The sequence below is a fragment of the Chitinophaga cymbidii genome (genome assembly GCF_007992715.1).
GTDB classification, from domain to species: Bacteria; Bacteroidota; Bacteroidia; order Chitinophagales; family Chitinophagaceae; genus Chitinophaga; species Chitinophaga cymbidii.
In genome coordinates this window covers 1-19,547 of the sequence record NZ_BKAU01000006.1, presented here as the reverse complement: position 1 = coordinate 19,547, position 19,547 = coordinate 1, and the positions used below count along the sequence as shown (strand labels likewise).

Sequence of the window (19,547 nt, the reverse complement as noted above, 5' to 3'; positions counted from 1 at the left end):
CATTTAACTTTCTTGGCCAATTAAGATGAAATACGCGAACGAGATCAACAAAAGGAAATCCTTTGCCATTATCGCCCACCCGGATGCGGGCAAGACCACCCTCACGGAGAAATTCCTCCTGTTCGGCGGCGCTATCCAGACGGCGGGCGCGGTAAAGTCCAACAAGATCAAGAAGCATACGACCTCCGACTTCATGGAAATTGAGCGCCAGCGCGGTATCTCCGTGGCTACTTCCGTGATGACCTTTGAATACCGCGACATCCTGGTGAACCTGCTGGATACCCCCGGCCACAAGGACTTCGCTGAAGATACCTACCGCACCCTCACCGCAGTGGACAGCGTGGTGCTGGTGATCGACTGCGTAAAAGGCGTGGAAGAGCAGACCAAAAAGCTCATGGAAGTCTGCCGCATGCGCGACACGCCCGTGATCATCTTTGTGAACAAGCTGGACCGCGACGGCAAAAACCCGTTCGACCTGCTGGATGAACTGGAAGAGCTGCTCAACATCCGCGTGCGCCCCCTCAGCTGGCCCATCAACATGGGAAAAGATTTTAAAGGCGTATACAACCTGTACGATAAAAGTTTTGTGAGCTTCGCCGCCAACCGCAAGGCCACGGACGATGATATCGTGCCCATGCCCGACCTTGCCAGCCCGCAGATAGACCAGCTGTTCAATGCTGCCGACGCGGCGCAGCTCCGCAACGACGTGGAGCTGATCGAGGGCGTATACGATGAATTCGACAAACAACCTTATCTCGAAGGCAAGCTGGCGCCCGTGTTCTTCGGCAGCGCCGTGAACAACTTCGGCGTAAAAGACCTGCTGGACACTTTCGTGGAGATCGCGCCGACGCCGCGTGACCGCGAGGCCAGTACCCGCCTCGTAAAAGTGGGCGAAGACAAATTCTCCGGCTTCGTTTTCAAGATCCACGCCAACCTCGATCCACGCCACCGCGACCGGATCGCGTTCCTGCGCGTGTGCTCCGGGAAATTTGAAAGGAATAAATATTTCCATCACGTGCGGCTGGACAAGGATGTGCGTTTCGCCAACCCCTACAGCTTCCTGGCGCGGGAAAAAAATATTGTAGATGATGCCTATCCCGGCGACGTGGTGGGCCTTTTTGACACCGGCAACTTCAAGATCGGGGACACCCTTACCGAAGGAGAAGATTTTTATTTTACCGGCATTCCCAGCTTTTCTCCGGAACTGTTCAAGGAGCTGGTGAACAAAGACCCGATGAAAACCAAACAGCTCGAAAAAGGCATCAGCCAGTTAACCGACGAAGGCGTGGCACAGCTTTTCACGCAGCATAACGGCAACCGCAAGATCATCGGCTGCGTGGGCGACCTGCAATTTGAGGTGATACAGTACCGCCTGCTGCAGGAATACGGCGCCGCCTGCCAGTTCAACACCCTGCCCTTCTACAAAGCCTGCTGGATCACAGGGCCGAAGCAGAAGCTGGAAGATTTCATCCGCTTCAAAAGCGCCAACGTGGTGCACGACAAAGACGGGCACCTGGTCTACCTCGCGCAGTCCGAATGGTACCTCAATACCGAACGGGCGAATAACCCGGACATCGAGTTCCATTTTTCTTCGGAAATACATAAATAAATAATGGTCGTCCCCGTGGCGACCATTATTTTTTCGTATTTTCAGGAAGTATCTATTGTCTATGAACACCCAGAAACCCTTGCAGGTCAGCTATAAGAACGACGAATACTGGTTTCCCCAGATCGGGCCTCAACTGGATGCCACATTTGACGAACACCGGCTGGTGTTTGACAATACAATCGGGAAAGGGGAATTCTACAGGATCGTGATAGAACCGGGACTCCATTTGCTCAAGGCAGAAGCCACCTTTCGCAGGCCGGTCACCTTCATTCAGCAAAGCGGATCAGGCACAGGTTTCTATGTACTGGCATCCAACCTCAGCGATCAGCTGATCAAAGCCATGACCGGGGAAAGGGAATACAAACTGGGTTATGGAAGCGAAAACGGCATCTACTTCAGCTCTCCCCTCCTCGCCATTTCTTACATTTTCAAACCCACCTATCACTATCATATTATTTTTATCGGCTTGTCCCATGAACGGATATGCAACTTCATCAACCGGCAACCCGAAACGCAGCAGCCGCTGCTGCAAAGCATCATCAGCAACAAGAAGCCAATTTATCATGTTGAATGCCTGGACATGCAATTCATGGCTATCGTAAAGGATATCGACAAACACCTGCATGACGGGCGGCTGAACAACCTGCTGCTGCATTCCCGGGCGCTGGAGCTATGCCACCACCTGCTGCTGCGGGTGGAACAGCGCCGCAGCGGGCCGGGGCGGAAGGTGCATCCGGACGATATCTCCCGGCTTGAGGAAATAAGGCGCGCCTTGCTGGACGGTTACCAGGATGCTTGCCCCCCTATTGAAGAAGCCGCGCGGAAAGCCGCCATGTCTCCCACGAAATTCAAGACCCTTTTCAAGCAGATATACGGTCATACCTACTACCAGTTCTACAAGAACGTGCGCATGCACAAAGCCCGCGAGCTGCTGGAACAGCAGCGGATGAACGTTTCCGAGGTGGGGTACCTGCTCGGCTACAACAACCTCGGTAAATTCACGAAAGCCTTCAAGACCGTGTTTTCCGTGGCGCCCAGCGCACTGGTGAACTCCTGACCGGCGCCGTTTCCCATTGTCGCTTGAGATCATTGCGTGACCGCTACCTGGCGGCCTGATTCCCAACTGTCGTTTTGGATCACTGCATAGCCAGTATGGGCTAACAGCAGGGCTGTGCCCCGGCGTATCTTTGCGTCGTCAATTTGAATCTTGGCGGAAGGCAAATTTGGCGAGGGAAGATAATGAGGAGATGATAAAGAGGGTTTGAGGGGATAGGAACCAGTATTCTACTGGAAAACCGAAAGGCTGTGCTTCGGAGCGAAAGCTTGGGGCACAGTTCTTTATAAGAGCTACGGCGCCTTGAAAAAGGCGCCGTTTTCTTGTACGACCAACTCAATTATTGCGTGATAAATAAAGAAAAGATTGTCTTTAAATTCCGCAACAAAAGTAGTCCCATCCGTTGACGGTGATTTATGTATTTGGAAATTTGATTTGCGCAATGCGGAAAAATGATTTTTTTGATTTAAATTACAGGTAACAATCATTCCCATACTCCATATGAAGAACCGCCCCAAAAAGCGCTGGTTAAAAGACCGGCACTGATTTCACGTAACCAAAACTGATTCATATGGACTCCGAACAAGATGATGTACGAAAAGCACGGCAGGCCGTGGCAGGCGGCTGGTCCTACGAGCCCACCACAAGTGCGGGCAGGTACGAAAAGTACCACGCCGAAATGAGCAGGAAAGCCTGGGGAAGCTATTTCGGAAATTATAAAGCTTCCACGAACAACGGCGGAACGGTCATAGGTGGCACGCTGCTGGTGATCGCTTTACTCGCCACCTTCTTTTTCCTGGACCTTTCCCCGGATGTCATGCGTTATTTTGCGATCGGCTTCAAGGTGCTGGCCGGTCTCGCCGCAGGCGTGGTGTGCTTCAGCATCGGGCGCATATTGCGCTTCAACAGCCAGTTCAGGCTGCTCTTGTCTGTGCTGGTGACAGCCGTTGCCGTGCTGCTTCTGCTGTAAAAATTACCAGGCCGGCGCTGCTCCGAATAAAAAAAAGGTCCGGAGAACCGGACCTGGCACTTATTGTGATATCAGAAATATTAACGGATCACGATCACTCCCGTAATCCTCGGCCTGCGCGGAATTGGCAGCGGAGGAGGCGGAGGAGGGAAAGGAATACCGGGATGGACTACTACCACATGATCGTTCCTGCAATCACGCCTTCTGTAATCCCTGTAATCATAGTAATCACGGTCGCGGTACTTCACGTATTTTTTATGCTTGTAATGCCCTTTGCCCCGTCTGTCGTCATGATGATAATGCTTTTTCGATGGATGGTGATGATGATCTCTTCGCTGTGCCTGCACTGCAATCGTTGCTCCGAGGAGGAGCGTCATCAGAAGTAACTGTTTCATAACCTGCTGTTTTAGATTCACTTCTTTTCGTTCATCCCCTTTTGATGTTGGCGGCTGAACCTGCTACCGTAAATTCAAGAAGTATGCCAATGTGTTGACATTCTTCCACAGTCCTTTACCAGCAAGCATTTGGAGGTTATCATGATTGGAATGTCCATAAAAAAAGATTGCCCGCGTAAACGGACAATCTTTGCTTTTTCTATTTGGACTTGATTGGGGGTGATACGCTGATATCAACAACCATCATGCCAAAATCAGTTTACCCGCGGGCAGCGCGAGAAATTGGTGCTGCGCATGCCGTTGCCGCCGCCGATGCGGTACATAACGGTGATGCCGGTGAAAATATACCAGTCCTTGTACTTCGGTGAACCACGCTGTGCGCCGTCCATCGGATAAGGCGATGGCGTAAATTTTCCGCTGCCTTCATCGCCGCGCCAGGCGAAGTCCACCGCCGTCTGTCCCCTTTCGGCAAGCAACGTATTCTGATCGATATACGTTGTGCTCACATCGTCCAGGTAATCGGTGAAAGTGGCGCGCAGACCGGTTTCTATGCCAAGTGTAAATTTCTCTGTGAAAATATATTTGAAGCCCACGCCGAAGGGAATGGATATCTGGTGCAGCGCATACTGGTTCCCTCTTTCAGGGTACTGCGGAAGCCCCTGCCCTTCTGTGCTCAGGCGGCGCAACGCGATCTTGTTACCCGCGGAATCCCGCGTGGTGGGATAAAAGCTGAACAGGGATACGCCCGCAAAAATGTAAGGCGTAAAACCTTTATCGTCGATGTCGAGAATATTCAGTTCTGCGCCCAGGTGCCCTTCCCAGATGGGAGAACGGAAGCTGAGGTTACGGGCTACAAGCGCAGCGCTTTTATTGGTGCTGTCCGCTCCGGCGATCATACCGAAACTGAAGCCCCCCCGCAGGGTCAGGAAGCGGTTGATGTCTTTTTTTACCATCAGCCCTACCATGGGGCGGGTATATTTGAAGTCAACACGTTTTTCGTTCAGGTCTCCGCTATAATTACTGATCCCGCCTATAAGGCCAACATGCCAATCCTGTGCGTACGTGAAAACCGGGGTTGAAAGCATCAAAACAAATCCAAGGATCTTTTTCAATGTAGTATGGTTTAATAGGTTACCGATTATAAGAACGCGGCAGACACCGGAAATAGTATCGGCTTCCATTATAATCGGGGACTAAATTATACAATTTTCCTCTTTATTACAATTATAAAGATATGATAATAAAAGCCTTTAGCGTATCCATCGGGCATAAACCCTTATTTTTGTGGCGGGTATGATATTTGAGATTCCTGATTGACTTAAAACCATAAAACCGAATTAATACGTGAGTGCCCCCCGCCGGAAAAAGATCGTTCGATGGATCGTTGGTAGTTTATTGACCTTGTTGTTGCTGCCCATTCTCCTGTTACTATTATTGCAACTGCCGGTTGTACAGCATTTCGTGCGCAACAAGGCCGAATCCTATTTGCGGGACCAGCTGAAAACAGATGTGCGCATCGGTGGGCTGCGTATTACCTGGTTCAATGCCATCCGTCTGGATGACGTGTTTGTGGGCGATACCCGGAAAGACACCCTGCTTTCCAGCCGCGAGCTGTCCGTCCGTTACAATCTCTTCTCCCTGTTCGGCAATGAGCTGAATGTGCGGTCCCTTACCTGGGAAGACGCCGTGGTGAACATCTACCGCCCGGCAAACGACTCCGCTTTCAACTACCAGTTCGTCATAGATGCGTTCAGTTCCCCTTCCGCGGAAGAAGACACATTGATCGAAGAATCGGGCACCACCTTAAAATATAATATCGGCAACGTGGCGCTGGAACGTATTACCGTGCGGTTCAACGATACCCTTGGCGGCATGCTGGCCTCCGTGCGGCTGCAGCAGCTGGAAGTGACGCCGGACGAGCTGCAACCGGAATACGGGACATACCACCTGCGCAATTTTTTGCTGGACGGCCTGCAGGCCAGCATTCAGCAGCTATACCGTCCCGCTCCCGAAGAAGAGGAGCCGGCCGATACTTCCGCAACGCCGCTGGACCTTTATGCGCGCGAACTGGTAATCCGGAACAGTCAATGGTCTTACAGCGATGAGGCCGGTGGATTGTCCAACGAAGGGCGCATCGGCACACTAGAATTAAAGAAAGCGCAGTTCGACCTGTTGCGGACGCTGGTGACGGCTGACGCCCTCGTGCTGAAGCAAAGCGCTACCAGCCTGGATTTCCGGCGTGGGCTGGATACGGTGACCGTGGTGGAAGATACGCTGGACAGCGCGCCGAATACCTGGCGGGTGACGGCGAAGACCTTGCAGGTAGATGAACTGGATTTTGCGATGAACGATCATCTAACACCCCGCATCCGGTACGCCAACGCGCTCGACTACAGCCACCTGAACATTCAAAAGCTGGTGCTGGACGCGGAAGACATCTCGTACAATGCGGACAGCGCGCTGGCAACGATCCACAAAGGCTCCATGCGGGAACAAAGCGGCCTGGTGCTGCAGCAGCTGGAAGGCAAGGTGCTGTACACCAACCAGGAAGCAAAGCTGTCCGGCCTCCTGCTGCAGACAGCGGACAGCCGCATCGATGCGGACGTGTACCTGCAGACGGAATCCTGGTCCACTTTATCCGACCAGCTGCCCCTGCTGAAGATCGACGCGGACGTACGGCCGTCTACGTTAGTGATGGAGGAAGCGCTTTTCTTTATACCGGACATGCGGAACGATACCGCCCTGCAGCCCTTGTGGAAAAAGCGCATCGCGCTGCACGGCAAGCTCGGCGGCAGCCTGGCGCAGCTGAGCATCCCCGGCATCGAAATAAAAGATAATGATCAGAACTACCTGTACGTCAAAGGCACCGCTTACCAGGTGACCGATCCGGACCGGATGGGCGCCGACCTGGTGACATTGAAAATATTGAGCAGCGACCGCGGCGTCCGTTCCTGGCTGCCCGCCAATACTTTGCCCGCCTCCATGCAGCTGCCCAACCGGCTGGCCGTCAACGGCAGCATCCGCGGCGGTATGCAGCTGCTGCGGCCCGATCTCCGGCTGAATACGGAGCTTGGTAACGCCAGTCTCAAAGGAGAGCTGGAGCATTTTATGGACATGCAAAAGATCCGTTACAATGCCGCGCTGAACATCGACGGGTTGCAGGTAGGCCGCCTGCTGGGAGATACCACGATGGGCAGCCTCACCGGCAACGTGACCGCCAACGGGAAAGGCACCGACCCGAATACCGCCGCGGCCAAAGCCAGCATCGGCATACAATCGTTTACCTATAACCGTTATACCTACCGCGATATTAAAATGGATGCCTCGCTGGCCAACAGTGCGTACGCGGCGAAGGGCTCCATCAATGATACCAGCGCCAAAGCGCGCTTCGATATTTCCGGCAAGCTGGATTCACTGAACCCCGCCATTGTGGCGAAGGCGGACCTGGACAGGCTGGACCTCTACGCCACCAACTTCACCACCTCGCCCATGACGGTGCGCACCTGCCTGGATGCGGAGCTGGACAACCTTGCTCCGCGCAAGCTGAGCGGGTATGCGGCCATCCACAAGATCCAGCTGATGGACGACAAGGAGATGTACGTGATGGACAGCATCCTGTTCAAAGCCGCGGTGGACGAGGGTCTGCAAAAAGTCAGCCTGGTGGGGCCGTTCGGGTACATCGCCGCTACGGGTGATTTCAATTACCAGACATTTGCGGCGGCGGCAGGCGACCTCGTTACCCGTCACCTTGAAGCGGAAGGCGCACCGCCATCCATGGCTAACACAGAAAGCCAGTGGCTGCAATTCTCCGGCAGCCTTTCCATACCCAAATCATTACGCAAGCTGCTGCCGGACATTGAGCTGCCCAAACCACTGACGATGGAAGGACGGCTGCAAACAGACAGCAGCCTGCTTTCCGCCCGCTTTGCACTGCCGCATATCCGGGTGGATTCTTTTGAAGTAGATACGCTGCTGGTGGATGTTTCCGCGGACACATCGCAGATGGAAGCGAACATATTGCTGGGCCGGCTGCATCATCCGCAGCTGCCGCTGCAGCGTACTACCGTTGACGTTAGCGCCAAAGCGGGCACGCTGGATTGGGGACTGGTGATGGGTGAACAGAATGAAAAGCCGAAGTACAGCCTGGGAGGGCTGGTCAGCTTCCTGCAGAACGACAGCCTGCTGATCTCGCTGAAGAAAGAACTGGTGCTGAACCGCCAGACCTGGTCCGCCGCCGGGGATAACCGGCTGCTGATACAGAACGGCGGCGTGGCTTTTGCGGACATCGGGATACAAAAGGGCCCGCAGGAGCTGAAGATCACCAGCAGTCCGCCCGCACAATCCTCCCCCCTGCCCGACCTCACCGTCAGCCTGAAAGACTTCCGTTTAAGCACCGTCACCAGCCTGATAGAAAAAGATACCGCGCTCGCCGAAGGCATCAGCAACGGCAGCATCACTGTTACCAACCTCGCGCAAACACCGCTGATAGATGGCAAGCTGAACATCGACAGCCTCGCCGTGATGGGCTCGAAGATCGGGCAGCTGGCGCTGACCGCCAGCACCACCGCGGAAAAGGCCGTGCAATTGGACGCAACAATCCAGGGGAACGATAACGACGTGCGGCTGCAAGGCACTTACGCGGAACAATTGGATTTCCGGCTGGACATTGCAAAACTGAACATGCAAAGCATCGAAGCGTTCACCTTCGGGAACGTCACGTCGATGAGCGGGCACCTGACCGGCAACGCTACGGTAAGGGGCACTACGGATCAACCGGTGATCCGCGGCAGCATGCACTTTGAAAAAGTGAAAGGCAGGGTGACGGCCATCAACAGCATCGTACAGCTGCCTTCTGAAGACCTGACGCTGGACGACCGCGGCGTGCGCTTCAATAATTTTGTGATTGCGGACAGCTCCGGCAATGAAGCCGTGCTGAACGGGGAAATACTCACGAGGGACCTTACCGCCTTTCAGCTGAACCTTAACCTGGATGCGGACAACTTCCAGGCATTGGGGCCTGCCACCAACGATCCCGATCAGTTCTACTACGGTCCTGCTTATGTGGACGTGCGCGCCCGCATCCGCGGTACGATGGACCTGCCGAGAGTGGAAATGAACCTGAAGCTGCGCGAGAAATCGAACGTTACCGTGATGATACCGGAAGAGGAACCGGGCATTGCCAGCCGGGAAGGTGTGATCGAATTCTGGGACCCCGCGGCGCCGGTGATCGATACCTCTTTCCGCGTGACGGATACGGCGAAGAGCAGGAGTTCCGGCATTAAGGGGTTTGTATTCTCGGGCGATATAGAAGTCAACCCGCAATCCACCCTCAAACTCGTCATCGACCAGTCAAACGGCGACTTCCTGGAAGTAAAAGGCAATGCCACGCTCAACCTCACGATGGACCCCAGCAGCAAGATGAGCCTCACCGGGCGGTATGAGATCAATGAAGGAAAATACGCCATGTCCCTCAGCCAGCTGATCAAACGTGAATTCAAAATAGAAAAAGGCAGCACCATCATCTGGAACGGCGATCCGCTGAGCGCGGATGTGGACATTACCGCCAAGTATGATGTAAACGCGGTGGCGGCAGACCTGGTGGCGGACCAGATAAAATCTACCGACCAGCGGCGCGGACGCTTTAACCAGAAAGTACCCGTGGAAGTATTCCTGAAAATCACCGGGGAACTGATGAAACCGGAGATCGCCTTTGAGCTGGACATGCCGGAGAAAGACCAGGGGCTGCTGGACGGCATGGTCTACACCCGCATCAAGCAGATCAACCAGGTGGAATCAGAGCTGAACAAGCAGGTGATGGGATTGCTGGTGCTCAACCGCTTCATCTCCGAAAATCCTTTCGACCAGCTGGATACCAAGGCCACGAGCGGCGCGGAAGACATGGCGCGCCGGAGCGTAAGCAAGCTCGTTTCCCAACAGCTGAACAACCTGGCCGGCAGCCTCATCAAGGGGTTTGATGTGAACTTCGACCTGCAAAGCTCCGATGCATATACAGATGAAGGCAGCAGGCAGGAAGCCACCAACCTGAAAGTAGACGTATCCAAACGCCTGTTCAACGACCGGCTCACGGTAAGCGTGGGCTCCAATATCGGCATCTCCGGCGCACAGACGCAGGGGCAGAACGCCAGCTCCGTGATCGGCGACGTGTCCGCCGAATATATGCTCACTCCGGATGGCAGGTACCGCCTGCGGGCATACCAGCGGAACCTCACGGAAACCGTTGTGCAGGGACAGATCGTGGAAACGGGACTGACGTTCATGATCATTATGGACTACAACGAATTCAGGGAAATATTCGGAAAAACAAAAAAGGAAAAACAGCAACGCCTCCGGCAGGAATCCAAGTAACAGCACATGATCAGCACTTTACGAAACATATCATTCTTTGCATGCATCGCCCTGCTTGTCATCGCCTGTTCCACTACGCGCACCGTACCGGAAGGCGACCGGCTGTACACCGGGTCAGACATCAAATGGGATGACAAGAAACCCAAGGATTACAGCGAGCTGGAATCCGGCATGGATGAGCGCATCCGCCCGCGCCCCAACAGGAAGTTCCTCGGCATGCCCTTTAAGCTCTGGTTCTACAATCTCGGCAACGAGCCCAAAGGCAAAGGGCTGAACTACCTGCTGCGCAAAAAATGGGGTGAGCCGCCGGTGCTGCTCAGCCAGTTCAAAGGTCAGCATACGGAAGACATCCTGACGAGCTATGTGGAAGACAACGGCTACTTCCAGGGGGAAGTGGAGCACGAGATCAAAAACAAAGGCAAGAAAAAGGCCAGTGTAACGTTCACGGTTACACCGAATCACCGTTATACGATCCGCCGGGTGCGTTTTGATACAGACACCGGCCTGCTTGCCAAACATATCAAGCTGACTGCCAGCAGCACCATCCTGAAGCCGGACGATAATTTCAGCCTGGATAAGATCAGGGGCGAGCGGGAACGCATACACGATTTTCTGAAGGAGAACGGTTTCTATTATTTTACGCCGGATTACCTGCTGGTGAAGGTGGACAGTACGTTAAGGGGCAAGGTGGACCTGTATGTGGCGGTCAAGAAGACGACGCCCCAAACCGCATTGCGGCAGTACTTTATGAAAAAGGTCACCCTTTACACGAACTACGACCTGGCGGAGGACAGCGTGCTGCGCGGCGACCAGGGCACGCAGTACCAGAACTTTACGATCATCGACCAGGACTCGCTGTACAAGCCGATCGTATTCGACCGCTCCGTGTTCCTGCAGAACGACAGCATGTACCGGCTCAGCTCCCATAACATTACGCTGCAGCGGCTGGTGAACCTCGGCACCTTCAAATTCGTGCGGGGTAATTTGCGGCCGGTTCGCGACAGCAGCCTGCTGTATGCCAATTTCTTTCTAACGCCCTACCCTAAACGCTCGTTGCAGTTTGAAGTTTCCGGCACCTCTAAATCCAACAGCTTCGTGGGCTCGCAGGTAAAGATATCCGCGAAGAACCGGAACTTCCAGCATAAGGCCAACCTGCTGGAAATCAATCTGGGCGGTGGTTTTGAAACGCAGGTAGGTGGCAAGACCACGCAGTTTTCCACCAATGCCTACAGTCTGAATGCGGAAGCAGCGATAACGATGCCGCGTTTCTTCACGCCTTTCATCAAGTTCAACCCGCGCACGCCTTATGTACCGCGCACCCGGTTTTCAATCGGTTATGAGCTGTTAAGCAGGCCCAACCTGTATAACCTCAATGCGTTCACGATGCAGTACGGGTATATCTGGAAGCAAACGCGGTTCCTGGACCATGCATTGTACCCCATGGCCATTACGTATGTGCTGCCCTCCAAAGAGTCACTGGAATTCCTGGAGCAAAAGGCCCAGGACCCGGCCCTGGCGCAATCCATCGCCAAGCAGTTCATCCTCGGCAGCAACTATACCATTACGTTCAATAATCAATCCCCCGAAAAATATCACAGCTTTTACGCCAGCTTCAACGCGGATGTTGCCGGCAACCTTGTGGGTCTTTTTGCGAAGCAGCAACCGAACGGCGTAAAGCAGATATTCAGCAACGATTTTTCCCAGTACCTGCGTTTTAATATTGAAGGAAGGCATTACTGGAAGCTCGCCGACAAACTGCGCTGGGTGAACAGGCTGTATGTCGGTTACGGGTATGCCTATGGGAAAACGGAAAGCGGCTTCCCTCCTACGCTTCCATTCGTGAAGCAGTTCTTCAACGGCGGTAGTAACAGTATTCGTGCATTCCGCGCCCGGACGCTGGGCCCCGGCTCTTATCTCGATAGCGTTCATATCGGCAGCGGCGTTACGGACAGCACGAATGTACTGCTGGCGAACGCGGCGGGCGACATCAAGCTGGAAGCCAACTCCGAGCTGCGCTACAAACCGTTTGACCTGTTGGAGATCGCCGCATTCATTGATGCCGGCAATATCTGGCTGGGAAAGGCGGAAAACCAGCGCAAGGTATTCGAGTTCAACCGTTTCATGAAAGAGATCGCCGTGGGCGCGGGGCTGGGATTACGCATCGACGCCTCCATCCTCCTCGTGCGCTTCGACGTGGCATTTCCCCTGCGCAAGCCCTGGCTGGATGGGAAACGCTGGGTGCTGGACCAGATCAATTTCGGGGACGGGGCCTGGCGGAAGGAAAACCTGATCCTGAATATCGCCATCGGATACCCCTTCTAATATTTACATATATTTATTTTGTTATTTTAATTTATATTTTAATATATTTGCATCCAGTACGGATGCCTGTTCCCAAAGTGCTCAACAGTAGAAGCCGCTCCGGTCATGAGTTTTTTGGTATCAGGTTTCACTGATAACCATAAAACATTATGCATGAAACGATCTTTACCCTATAAGATGAAAACCCTGGTCCCCGCATGGGCCTTCCGTGCGGGGCAGGTACTATCCCTGCCACTGTTACTGCTCTCATTTTCCGCTAACGCCATGATACCTACCGAGCTGAACCTGAACATCAACCAGGTACACGAAAGCAACAGTATCGGAACGGTGATCGGGATATTTTCGGCCGATGCGGACGCCGGCGTGTGTACGTACTCGTTAGTATCCGGACAAGGCAGTGAGGATAACAGCGCATTCATCGTTGCGGGCAACACGCTCAAGGCCGCGATGGTATTTGATTATGAAACGAAAGACCGTTATGCCATCCGGGTAAGGGTGACGAACGAGCTTGGCGAGTTCCTGGAAAAGACCTTTACCATCGAGGTTATCGACGTATATGAAATAACGAACAGCATCGAAGCCACGAACCTGGTAACTCCTAACGGGGACGGCAAGAACGACACCTGGATCGTGCGTAACCTGCCCCCGCACGGCAATAACGAAGTAAAGATCATCGACCGCTCCGGCCGCGTGGTATATTACAAAAGGAATTATCAGAATGATTGGAACGGACGCACCAGCAACGGAGATTTGCTGGCAGAGGGCGTTTACCTCTACGTGATAGATTTCGGCGCCGGGCTCAATCCTTTCAAAGGCACGATCACACTGGTCAGAGACCGTCATTAAAATTACCCTACCTATGAAGAAGACCTTTACCCTACTCACTATACTGCTGCCGGTATTCGCCAGCGCGCAACACTTCGGCAACGGCAACGCGCAGAAAGACCTGATGCCGTCCGCCTACTTCCAGAACCAGTTCCTGGCAAACCCCGCCATGGCGGGCCTCGACTCCGGCCTGAACGTGAACGTGGGCTACCGGAAACAGTGGACGGACGTGAAGGACGGTCCCGTTACCACCATGGTCACCGCGGACTACCAGGTAGATCCGAAGATGTCCGCCGGCCTCACCATTTACAGCGACCGCGCCGGTGTGCTCAACCATACCCGCGTGGGCCTCTCCTACGCCTATCACCTGCCGCTGAACGAAGAAAAGAACGAACGCCTTCATCTCGGCCTCACCATGGGGTTTGAGAACAAACGCATCCAGCGCAGCAAGATCATCGGCGACCAGGATGATCCTTCGGTAGACCTGTATAACAGGCGGGACAACTATTTTGAGGCCGACTTCGGGATGGCCTATACGAACAAGCAGTTGACCATCCAGGCCGCGCTGCCCAACCTCGCCAGCACCTTCCGGGCACAAAAAGGCGATGAAACCATCAACTCCACCATGTGCTATGCGGCGGTATCTTACAAGTTCGGTACGCGCAGCGACCAGGTTTCGTCTTTCGAGCCGAAAGTAGCCGTACGCGGCGTTCGGGGGTATAAGAGCATTGTGGATATAGGCGCCAACGTTAGTGTGGCCCGCAACTTCGCGAACGTATTTGCGATGTATCATACGAGCAATGCGGTGACCGCAGGGATCGGGTTCCAGTTCAAGAACACCGTGGAAGTGCAGATGAGCTATACTTCCCAGACGGCAGGCGTGAAAACGAATGTGGACGGGAACTTTGGGTTGAATGTGCAGATCCGGTTATTCAGGTAAATGTTGCGGACTGATTGAACAGCAGGACGATGGATCTGTTTAAATAACCGACGGTGTCTGCGTATCCGTCCACGGATAAAAAGGCACCAGCGACCCCGGTTCCAGGCTGCCGGCGTCCGTAGCATGGCAGATGATGCCATCCGCATGCGCCGCCGAAACAATGTTCCCTGTAGCATGCAGTCCCCTTACCCGCAGGCCGTTCTTATTCAGCAGTACAGCGGGTACATATTCGTCCAGCGAGCTCACCGCAGCGCGGTGATCGGTGTAGGGCAACAGCCAGGGTTTGACGGCCGGGAGGTTCAAACAGGCACGGATATACGTTTCCAGGAATAGTTTGCAGCCCGCCTGCACAGCAAACGGGTTACCTGTAAAAGCCAGCACCCTTGTTTTTGTGGGGCTGTACCCGAACCACAAAGGTTTGCAGGGTTTTGCCCGCACTTTATGGAACACCTGCTCTACCCCGCATTCCTGTAATACTTCAACGATGGTATTTGTAGCCTCTCCGCTTATTACAAGCAGATCGGCTTCCAGTGACGCGGAAATGGCCTTTTCGAGAGAAGGTTTATCTTCCGGCACAATGAACCTGGATGCGGGAATGATGCCATATTGCGCCAGCAGGCCGCTGATGGTGTAGCTGTTGGCGTCGCGGAGCTGGTTTTCCGCCACGGGGGCGCCGAGCAGGCGCAATTCATCTCCTGCAGAAATAATGGTCACATTAGGCAGACGGTGTGTTTTCACAGCAGCGATGCCCATCGACGCCAGCAGGGCCAGATGCTGGAAGTGGATGCGTGTACCGGCTTCCAGCACTTTGTGGCCCTCCATGGCATCTTCCCCTTTCCGGGAGATGTGTTGGTATATCCGGAGGTTTCCGTTTAAGAAGGTGATCTGCCCGTTTTTTTCTTCCACCTCGTCTTTGCTTAAAATGGTATCCATGCCCGGTGGCAGAATGGCGCCGGTGGCTACTTTGGCGGCATGATCCGTAGGAAGTTCAGCGCCGGGGCGGAAGGTATCGATGACGGGGAATTGCTTCTTGCGGGCTGACTGGTAATCCGCGAAGCGGATGGCAAACCCGTCGCACGTAGCGCGATGGAAGGGCGGGTAGTGGCGGTCAGCAGTGACAGGTTCGGCTAAAACCCTGCCTACGGATTGCTCAAGTGGTATGCTCTCTGTTCCCCAGCTGGTTCTGCAAGCCGCGATCTGCTGCATGGCGGCGGTTACGCTGATCATGTGTCATGGATGGTTTATGGATGACAAGCAAATAAATTATAATAAATAATATATTATATTTACCAACCACAAAATACATCAAAACACAATCATATCGCCATAAATATTTATAAAATTCAATTACCAAACCAAATAAAAAGGAGTTGTTATCTTGATTTAAATAAATTATAAAAAATCACTCTTTCACCACATTTCGGTTTTCCAGTATTTGAAGACGCTTTTGCAGATCTTCCTGTTTGTTCTTCAAATTTTTGTTTTCCTTTTTCATATCGATCAGGTATAAGGTCAGTTCCTCTACTTTCTGCAAAAGTTTCTTGTTCATTTCTCCCAGATCCAGCCCTTCCTTCATCACCTCTTCTTCAGAAGGAATATCCGGTAAATGTCTGTGCGTTCTTACATAGTGCTCCACTTCCGCCAACGAGGGAAGCTGATAGTCCGGCTGAAAGACAAAATCCGCCCAGGAGCTCTGGGTCACCTTCACCTTCCGGGCGCCAATAGTGCCTTCAACCGCCAGCTTATAAATACCGGGAGTATTGGTACCAATCCCTACGCTCCCACCGCCACCTGCCATCAATATGTTACCGGAAGACCCGGCGTTCAAATAGATGGTTTTATTGGTTCCCTGCGGATTGGTCTCCAGATCAAGATATCCCTCGTTGCTGCCGCGGATCTTGCCGGCGGTTGCGCCTCCGAAGTATGTCCAGTGGTTATAGGCGCTACCCAATATCGCAGCGGCAATTTCCCCGTTTGCTGCTGTAGCTGCGCTGGCAACATGCAATCCTGCTGCCGGAGATATGGTTCCTATTGCCACCCTTCCGGAAAATGTATTTTGATAGGGCACCAACAAAGTAGCCGTTGCTGTACCAGCCAAAGCTTCATCAACAGCGGTCCATCCCTGGAAATTGGTTGCAGTTTCCGCTGATAGCCCCGTGGCAAATGCTTTTACGCTCAGCCTTAGGAAATAATCTTTGCTGTTGATAAATATCACGACTTTTCCTCCTTCGTTTGCCAGGTAAACGGGTGGAACATAAGCACCATACGATGAGATCTTAGCATTGGAGAAAACGTTGTTGTAGATGTAATAGGTAAGGACTAGTCCGATTGGACTGGCCATTCCGAAACAGTATCCTTCTATCACCAGTGTTGGCATCTGGGTGCCGTTTGTGAAGGGCATGTTTGTTTTGATTTTGATGCCGTTTACTGCGGTATTGTTCAGGTGGTAGGTCAGGACATCGTAGTGCTGGGATTTTGCTTTAGCAGCACAGATGAAAAGGGTTAGGAGGATGAGGAGTTTTTTGAGCATAGGTATTGTAGATTTTACTTATCAAGGAAACTACGGGGCTGACTAAAAAGGTCCCCTCTCTGGTAGGTGATGGAGACGAAACCGCGTTTACGCGATTCTCAGCGTCTTCGTTTTACTTTTTAGTTAATCCGTAACTTTTCAGCAGAATTTAATTATTTTATTCATAGTTCCTTAACTCATCATTTAAATCTCTTATAAACTCATCCAATTCAACCACAAAACCTGATCTATTATTGATAGAAAATACATTTAACAAAAATCCATTACTTTCCAATAAAGGCATTATAGCTTTCTCAAAGAAATCAAGATTAATCTCGACAGCGTCATACGTCTCCCATACTCCTGTGGCATTCAACAGTGCAAATTCTCTAGCACTCCAAATAGAAAAAACCTTATTTTCATCAATATCAGCAATAGCCCATTCACTGCCTAATTTTAAAGCATACATTACTTGAGTATCGGCTACCCGCTTAATCAAATACTTATACCGCTCAAACGGATCAAGCTTTAATACATTTTCAATCTCTTTTTCTGTAATACGCATTTAATAACTAATTAACAGGACGTTCTTTGTTTAATGTACCTTGGTTATCGTGTTTGTGCTGCAATTTATGCAAATCTTTGTCTTGTAGATTTGAATGTTTATAAGAGTATCCCTTGGCTGCTTCTCGCCCTCTTTCATGGGCCAATTCTTTACCGGGCGGATTTCTTATATTATTCCTCTTTCCTTTATCTATACTATTTATCTCCTGTTTAATCCACCCCCTATTAGCACTGCTTTCCTTTGGATCATTAGCAAGCTCTCTCAATCTTTCCTGCCGACCCGAGCGCCCTTCTTTTAATAATTGACTCTTTGATTTGGTAACTGTTGCAACCTCATCACCATGTTTAGCAACCCCACTTACTGCATCTGCCGCCTTCCCTAATTTTCTACCTGGCACTAAATTTAACACCCGATCACCGGCTGATAATTTATTACCTGCAAGGTCGATTCCTACCACACCTTCAATCGTCCCCTTGATCTGGCCAACCACCGGTACAAAATCCAGCACTGTACTAAAGAACTCACCCGTTGATGCGGCTGTAGCGGAGGAGCCTTGGGGCATGTATAAAAATTCTCCTGGTTCTATCCTCGTTTGAAGATTATCCCCCGCCTGGAAAACAGCACCATTGCGATCTACCCGGTAAGGCTCTAGCCCATCCAAATCAATCGCATTAGGCACCTCGTTCCCCGCAAACTGGTATGGTGTATAATATGGGTAATCGGAGGCCAACCTGTCCACACAGAAGAACCGCCCTACCTGGTTGTCATAAAAACGGTTCTTATAATCGTACCAGTCTAGGCCGCTGCCATCGCTGAATTCCCTATGCTGTTGCTCATATCCATTAAATTTAATTCGATTTTCCAGCTTTCCCGGAGCCTTCGTACTTATCCCTGCCATGGTCAACCCAAACGGATAGTAATGTGTCTCCTCCAACACCGGTCCCGGCAATCCCACCACCATCACCTCATCAAAATAAACATCCTGTGGCGTCTCGTTGCTGGTGTAAACATACAAAAATCCGCTCTTCTGCATCACCATCTTGTCCTGGCCCAGCACCTGTACTTCATCCGGTTGCGCCTGTACCTGCCTTACACCGCTGTTATCCTCCACCATTTTGAACTGGTCATCGAATAACACGAAGTTCAGGTAAGCTCTCGGACGGTCCGAAGCAGGGTCCTTACCGAGGTCTTTTTCCTTCAAGCGCTGGTAGTCATTAGCAAGGAAACCTTCATTGAACGGTGTGGTGTTGTTGTCCAGCGCCGTGGTCTTGTCTGCGGCCATGCCCCCGGGACCGAAGGCCTTCACCAGTGCGGCCGCCATGTCACCCACCGGCGCCAGCTTTTGTTTCTTTTGTACCGGGGCCGTGGACTTGTAGAAAGCCTTTGCTCCGATAGCGATGGTATCCCCGGCCATCACCCGCAGTACGATCGAAGGGCCGATCTTCCGGTCAGGATCATTGCCATTGAGTTTGGCTACGAACTCGTTTTGTGCCGTGGTCTTCTCCTGCTCGGGGTAACCTGTAGGCCGGGCGCTACGGCTGCCTTCAATATTGCTGAACAGCGCATTCTCTTTGGCGGCGCTCTCCGTTTCCATGCTCGCTAGGTAGAAGCTGGAGTCCGGCTGCTCGGTCAGCACCAGCCGGATGTTGCCGAGGTGGTCCTTTTCAAAGTAATCGTAAAAGTACTGGATCGGTTGGCCGGTCTTGAACACCGTCCGGATACGGCCCTCCTCGTGGCTGGCGAACTGCAGGGTGTCCTGCTCGTACACCAGCCCTCCCATGTAGTCCGTGGTCGTTATTTTGACCGGGTTGGCCGTGCTGTCTGTTACCCGCTTGCGCAGCTTGATGCCTGCGGCATCATAGGTGTAATCGATGATCCCCTTGCCCTTGAGCAGGATGCGCTGTGGCAGGTTCAGGTGGTTATAGGTGATGGAGGTGATGTCCTTGTTATTGTCCAGCTTCAGGTTCCCGTTGCCATCGTAGGCATAATCAG

The 19,547-nt window shown here is 52.5% G+C and carries 13 protein-coding genes; 7 read left to right on the top strand and 6 right to left on the bottom strand.

All coding sequences use genetic code 11. The features are described from left to right. Positions 1-25: 25 nt before the first annotated feature. The 3 genes from CCY01nite_RS22790 (at position 26) to CCY01nite_RS22780 (ending at position 3,633) form a co-directional block, all read left to right on the top strand. Positions 26-1,609, top strand: coding sequence for a peptide chain release factor 3 (locus tag CCY01nite_RS22790; protein WP_146866634.1), 1,584 nt, complete (start codon positions 26-28; stop codon positions 1,607-1,609). 61 nt (positions 1,610-1,670) lie between these two features. Next, a complete protein-coding gene (locus tag CCY01nite_RS22785; RefSeq protein ID WP_146866632.1) occupies positions 1,671-2,666 on the top strand; it encodes a helix-turn-helix transcriptional regulator in 996 nt (331 codons plus the stop codon). A 568-nt stretch (positions 2,667-3,234) separates the two neighbouring features. After that, positions 3,235-3,633 (top strand): hypothetical protein, encoded by a 399-nt coding sequence (locus tag CCY01nite_RS22780; protein WP_146866630.1) that lies wholly within the window; start codon positions 3,235-3,237, stop codon positions 3,631-3,633. Positions 3,634-3,713: 80 nt separating this feature from the next. On the opposite strand, the gene CCY01nite_RS22775 is transcribed toward CCY01nite_RS22780, so the two are convergent. Both CCY01nite_RS22775 and porG read right to left on the bottom strand, forming a co-directional pair. Beyond that, positions 3,714-4,028 carry a hypothetical protein gene (locus CCY01nite_RS22775; protein WP_146866628.1) on the bottom strand — a complete coding sequence of 105 codons (315 nt, stop codon included), beginning with the start codon at positions 4,026-4,028 and terminating at the stop codon, positions 3,714-3,716. Between the two features lie 254 nt (positions 4,029-4,282). Beyond that, complete coding sequence (gene porG / locus CCY01nite_RS22770) at positions 4,283-5,140, bottom strand: type IX secretion system protein PorG (protein WP_186831214.1); 858 nt, start codon at positions 5,138-5,140, stop codon at positions 4,283-4,285. A gap of 232 nt (positions 5,141-5,372) precedes the next feature. Between porG and CCY01nite_RS22765 the strand changes: the two genes are divergently transcribed. From CCY01nite_RS22765 to CCY01nite_RS22750, 4 genes are all read left to right on the top strand, one after another. After that, on the top strand, positions 5,373-10,394 hold the full coding sequence (locus CCY01nite_RS22765; protein WP_146866624.1) for a translocation/assembly module TamB domain-containing protein: 5,022 nt from the start codon (positions 5,373-5,375) through the stop codon (positions 10,392-10,394). 6 nt (positions 10,395-10,400) lie between these two features. Next, positions 10,401-12,716 (top strand): translocation and assembly module lipoprotein TamL, encoded by a 2,316-nt coding sequence (gene tamL / locus CCY01nite_RS22760; RefSeq protein ID WP_146866621.1) that lies wholly within the window; start codon positions 10,401-10,403, stop codon positions 12,714-12,716. Between the two features lie 153 nt (positions 12,717-12,869). Further along, complete coding sequence (locus CCY01nite_RS22755) at positions 12,870-13,562, top strand: T9SS type B sorting domain-containing protein (protein WP_186831213.1); 693 nt, start codon at positions 12,870-12,872, stop codon at positions 13,560-13,562. 13 nt (positions 13,563-13,575) lie between these two features. Next, positions 13,576-14,481, top strand: coding sequence for a PorP/SprF family type IX secretion system membrane protein (locus CCY01nite_RS22750; protein ID WP_146866617.1), 906 nt, complete (start codon positions 13,576-13,578; stop codon positions 14,479-14,481). A 39-nt stretch (positions 14,482-14,520) separates the two neighbouring features. On the opposite strand, the gene CCY01nite_RS22745 is transcribed toward CCY01nite_RS22750, so the two are convergent. From CCY01nite_RS22745 to CCY01nite_RS26795, 4 genes are all read right to left on the bottom strand, one after another. Next, positions 14,521-15,708, bottom strand: a complete 1,188-nt coding sequence (locus CCY01nite_RS22745) for a molybdopterin molybdotransferase MoeA (RefSeq protein WP_146866615.1) — start codon at positions 15,706-15,708, stop codon at positions 14,521-14,523. Positions 15,709-15,883: 175 nt separating this feature from the next. Further along, positions 15,884-17,011: a hypothetical protein gene (locus CCY01nite_RS22740; RefSeq protein ID WP_146866613.1), complete on the bottom strand. Its 1,128-nt coding sequence runs from the start codon at positions 17,009-17,011 to the stop codon at positions 15,884-15,886. A 157-nt stretch (positions 17,012-17,168) separates the two neighbouring features. Next, positions 17,169-17,555, bottom strand: coding sequence for a DUF2750 domain-containing protein (locus tag CCY01nite_RS22735; RefSeq protein WP_146866611.1), 387 nt, complete (start codon positions 17,553-17,555; stop codon positions 17,169-17,171). A 7-nt stretch (positions 17,556-17,562) separates the two neighbouring features. Further along, positions 17,563-19,547, bottom strand: a 1,985-nt coding sequence (locus CCY01nite_RS26795; protein WP_246130020.1) for a polymorphic toxin type 8 domain-containing protein, incomplete at its 5' end; no start/stop codon positions are given.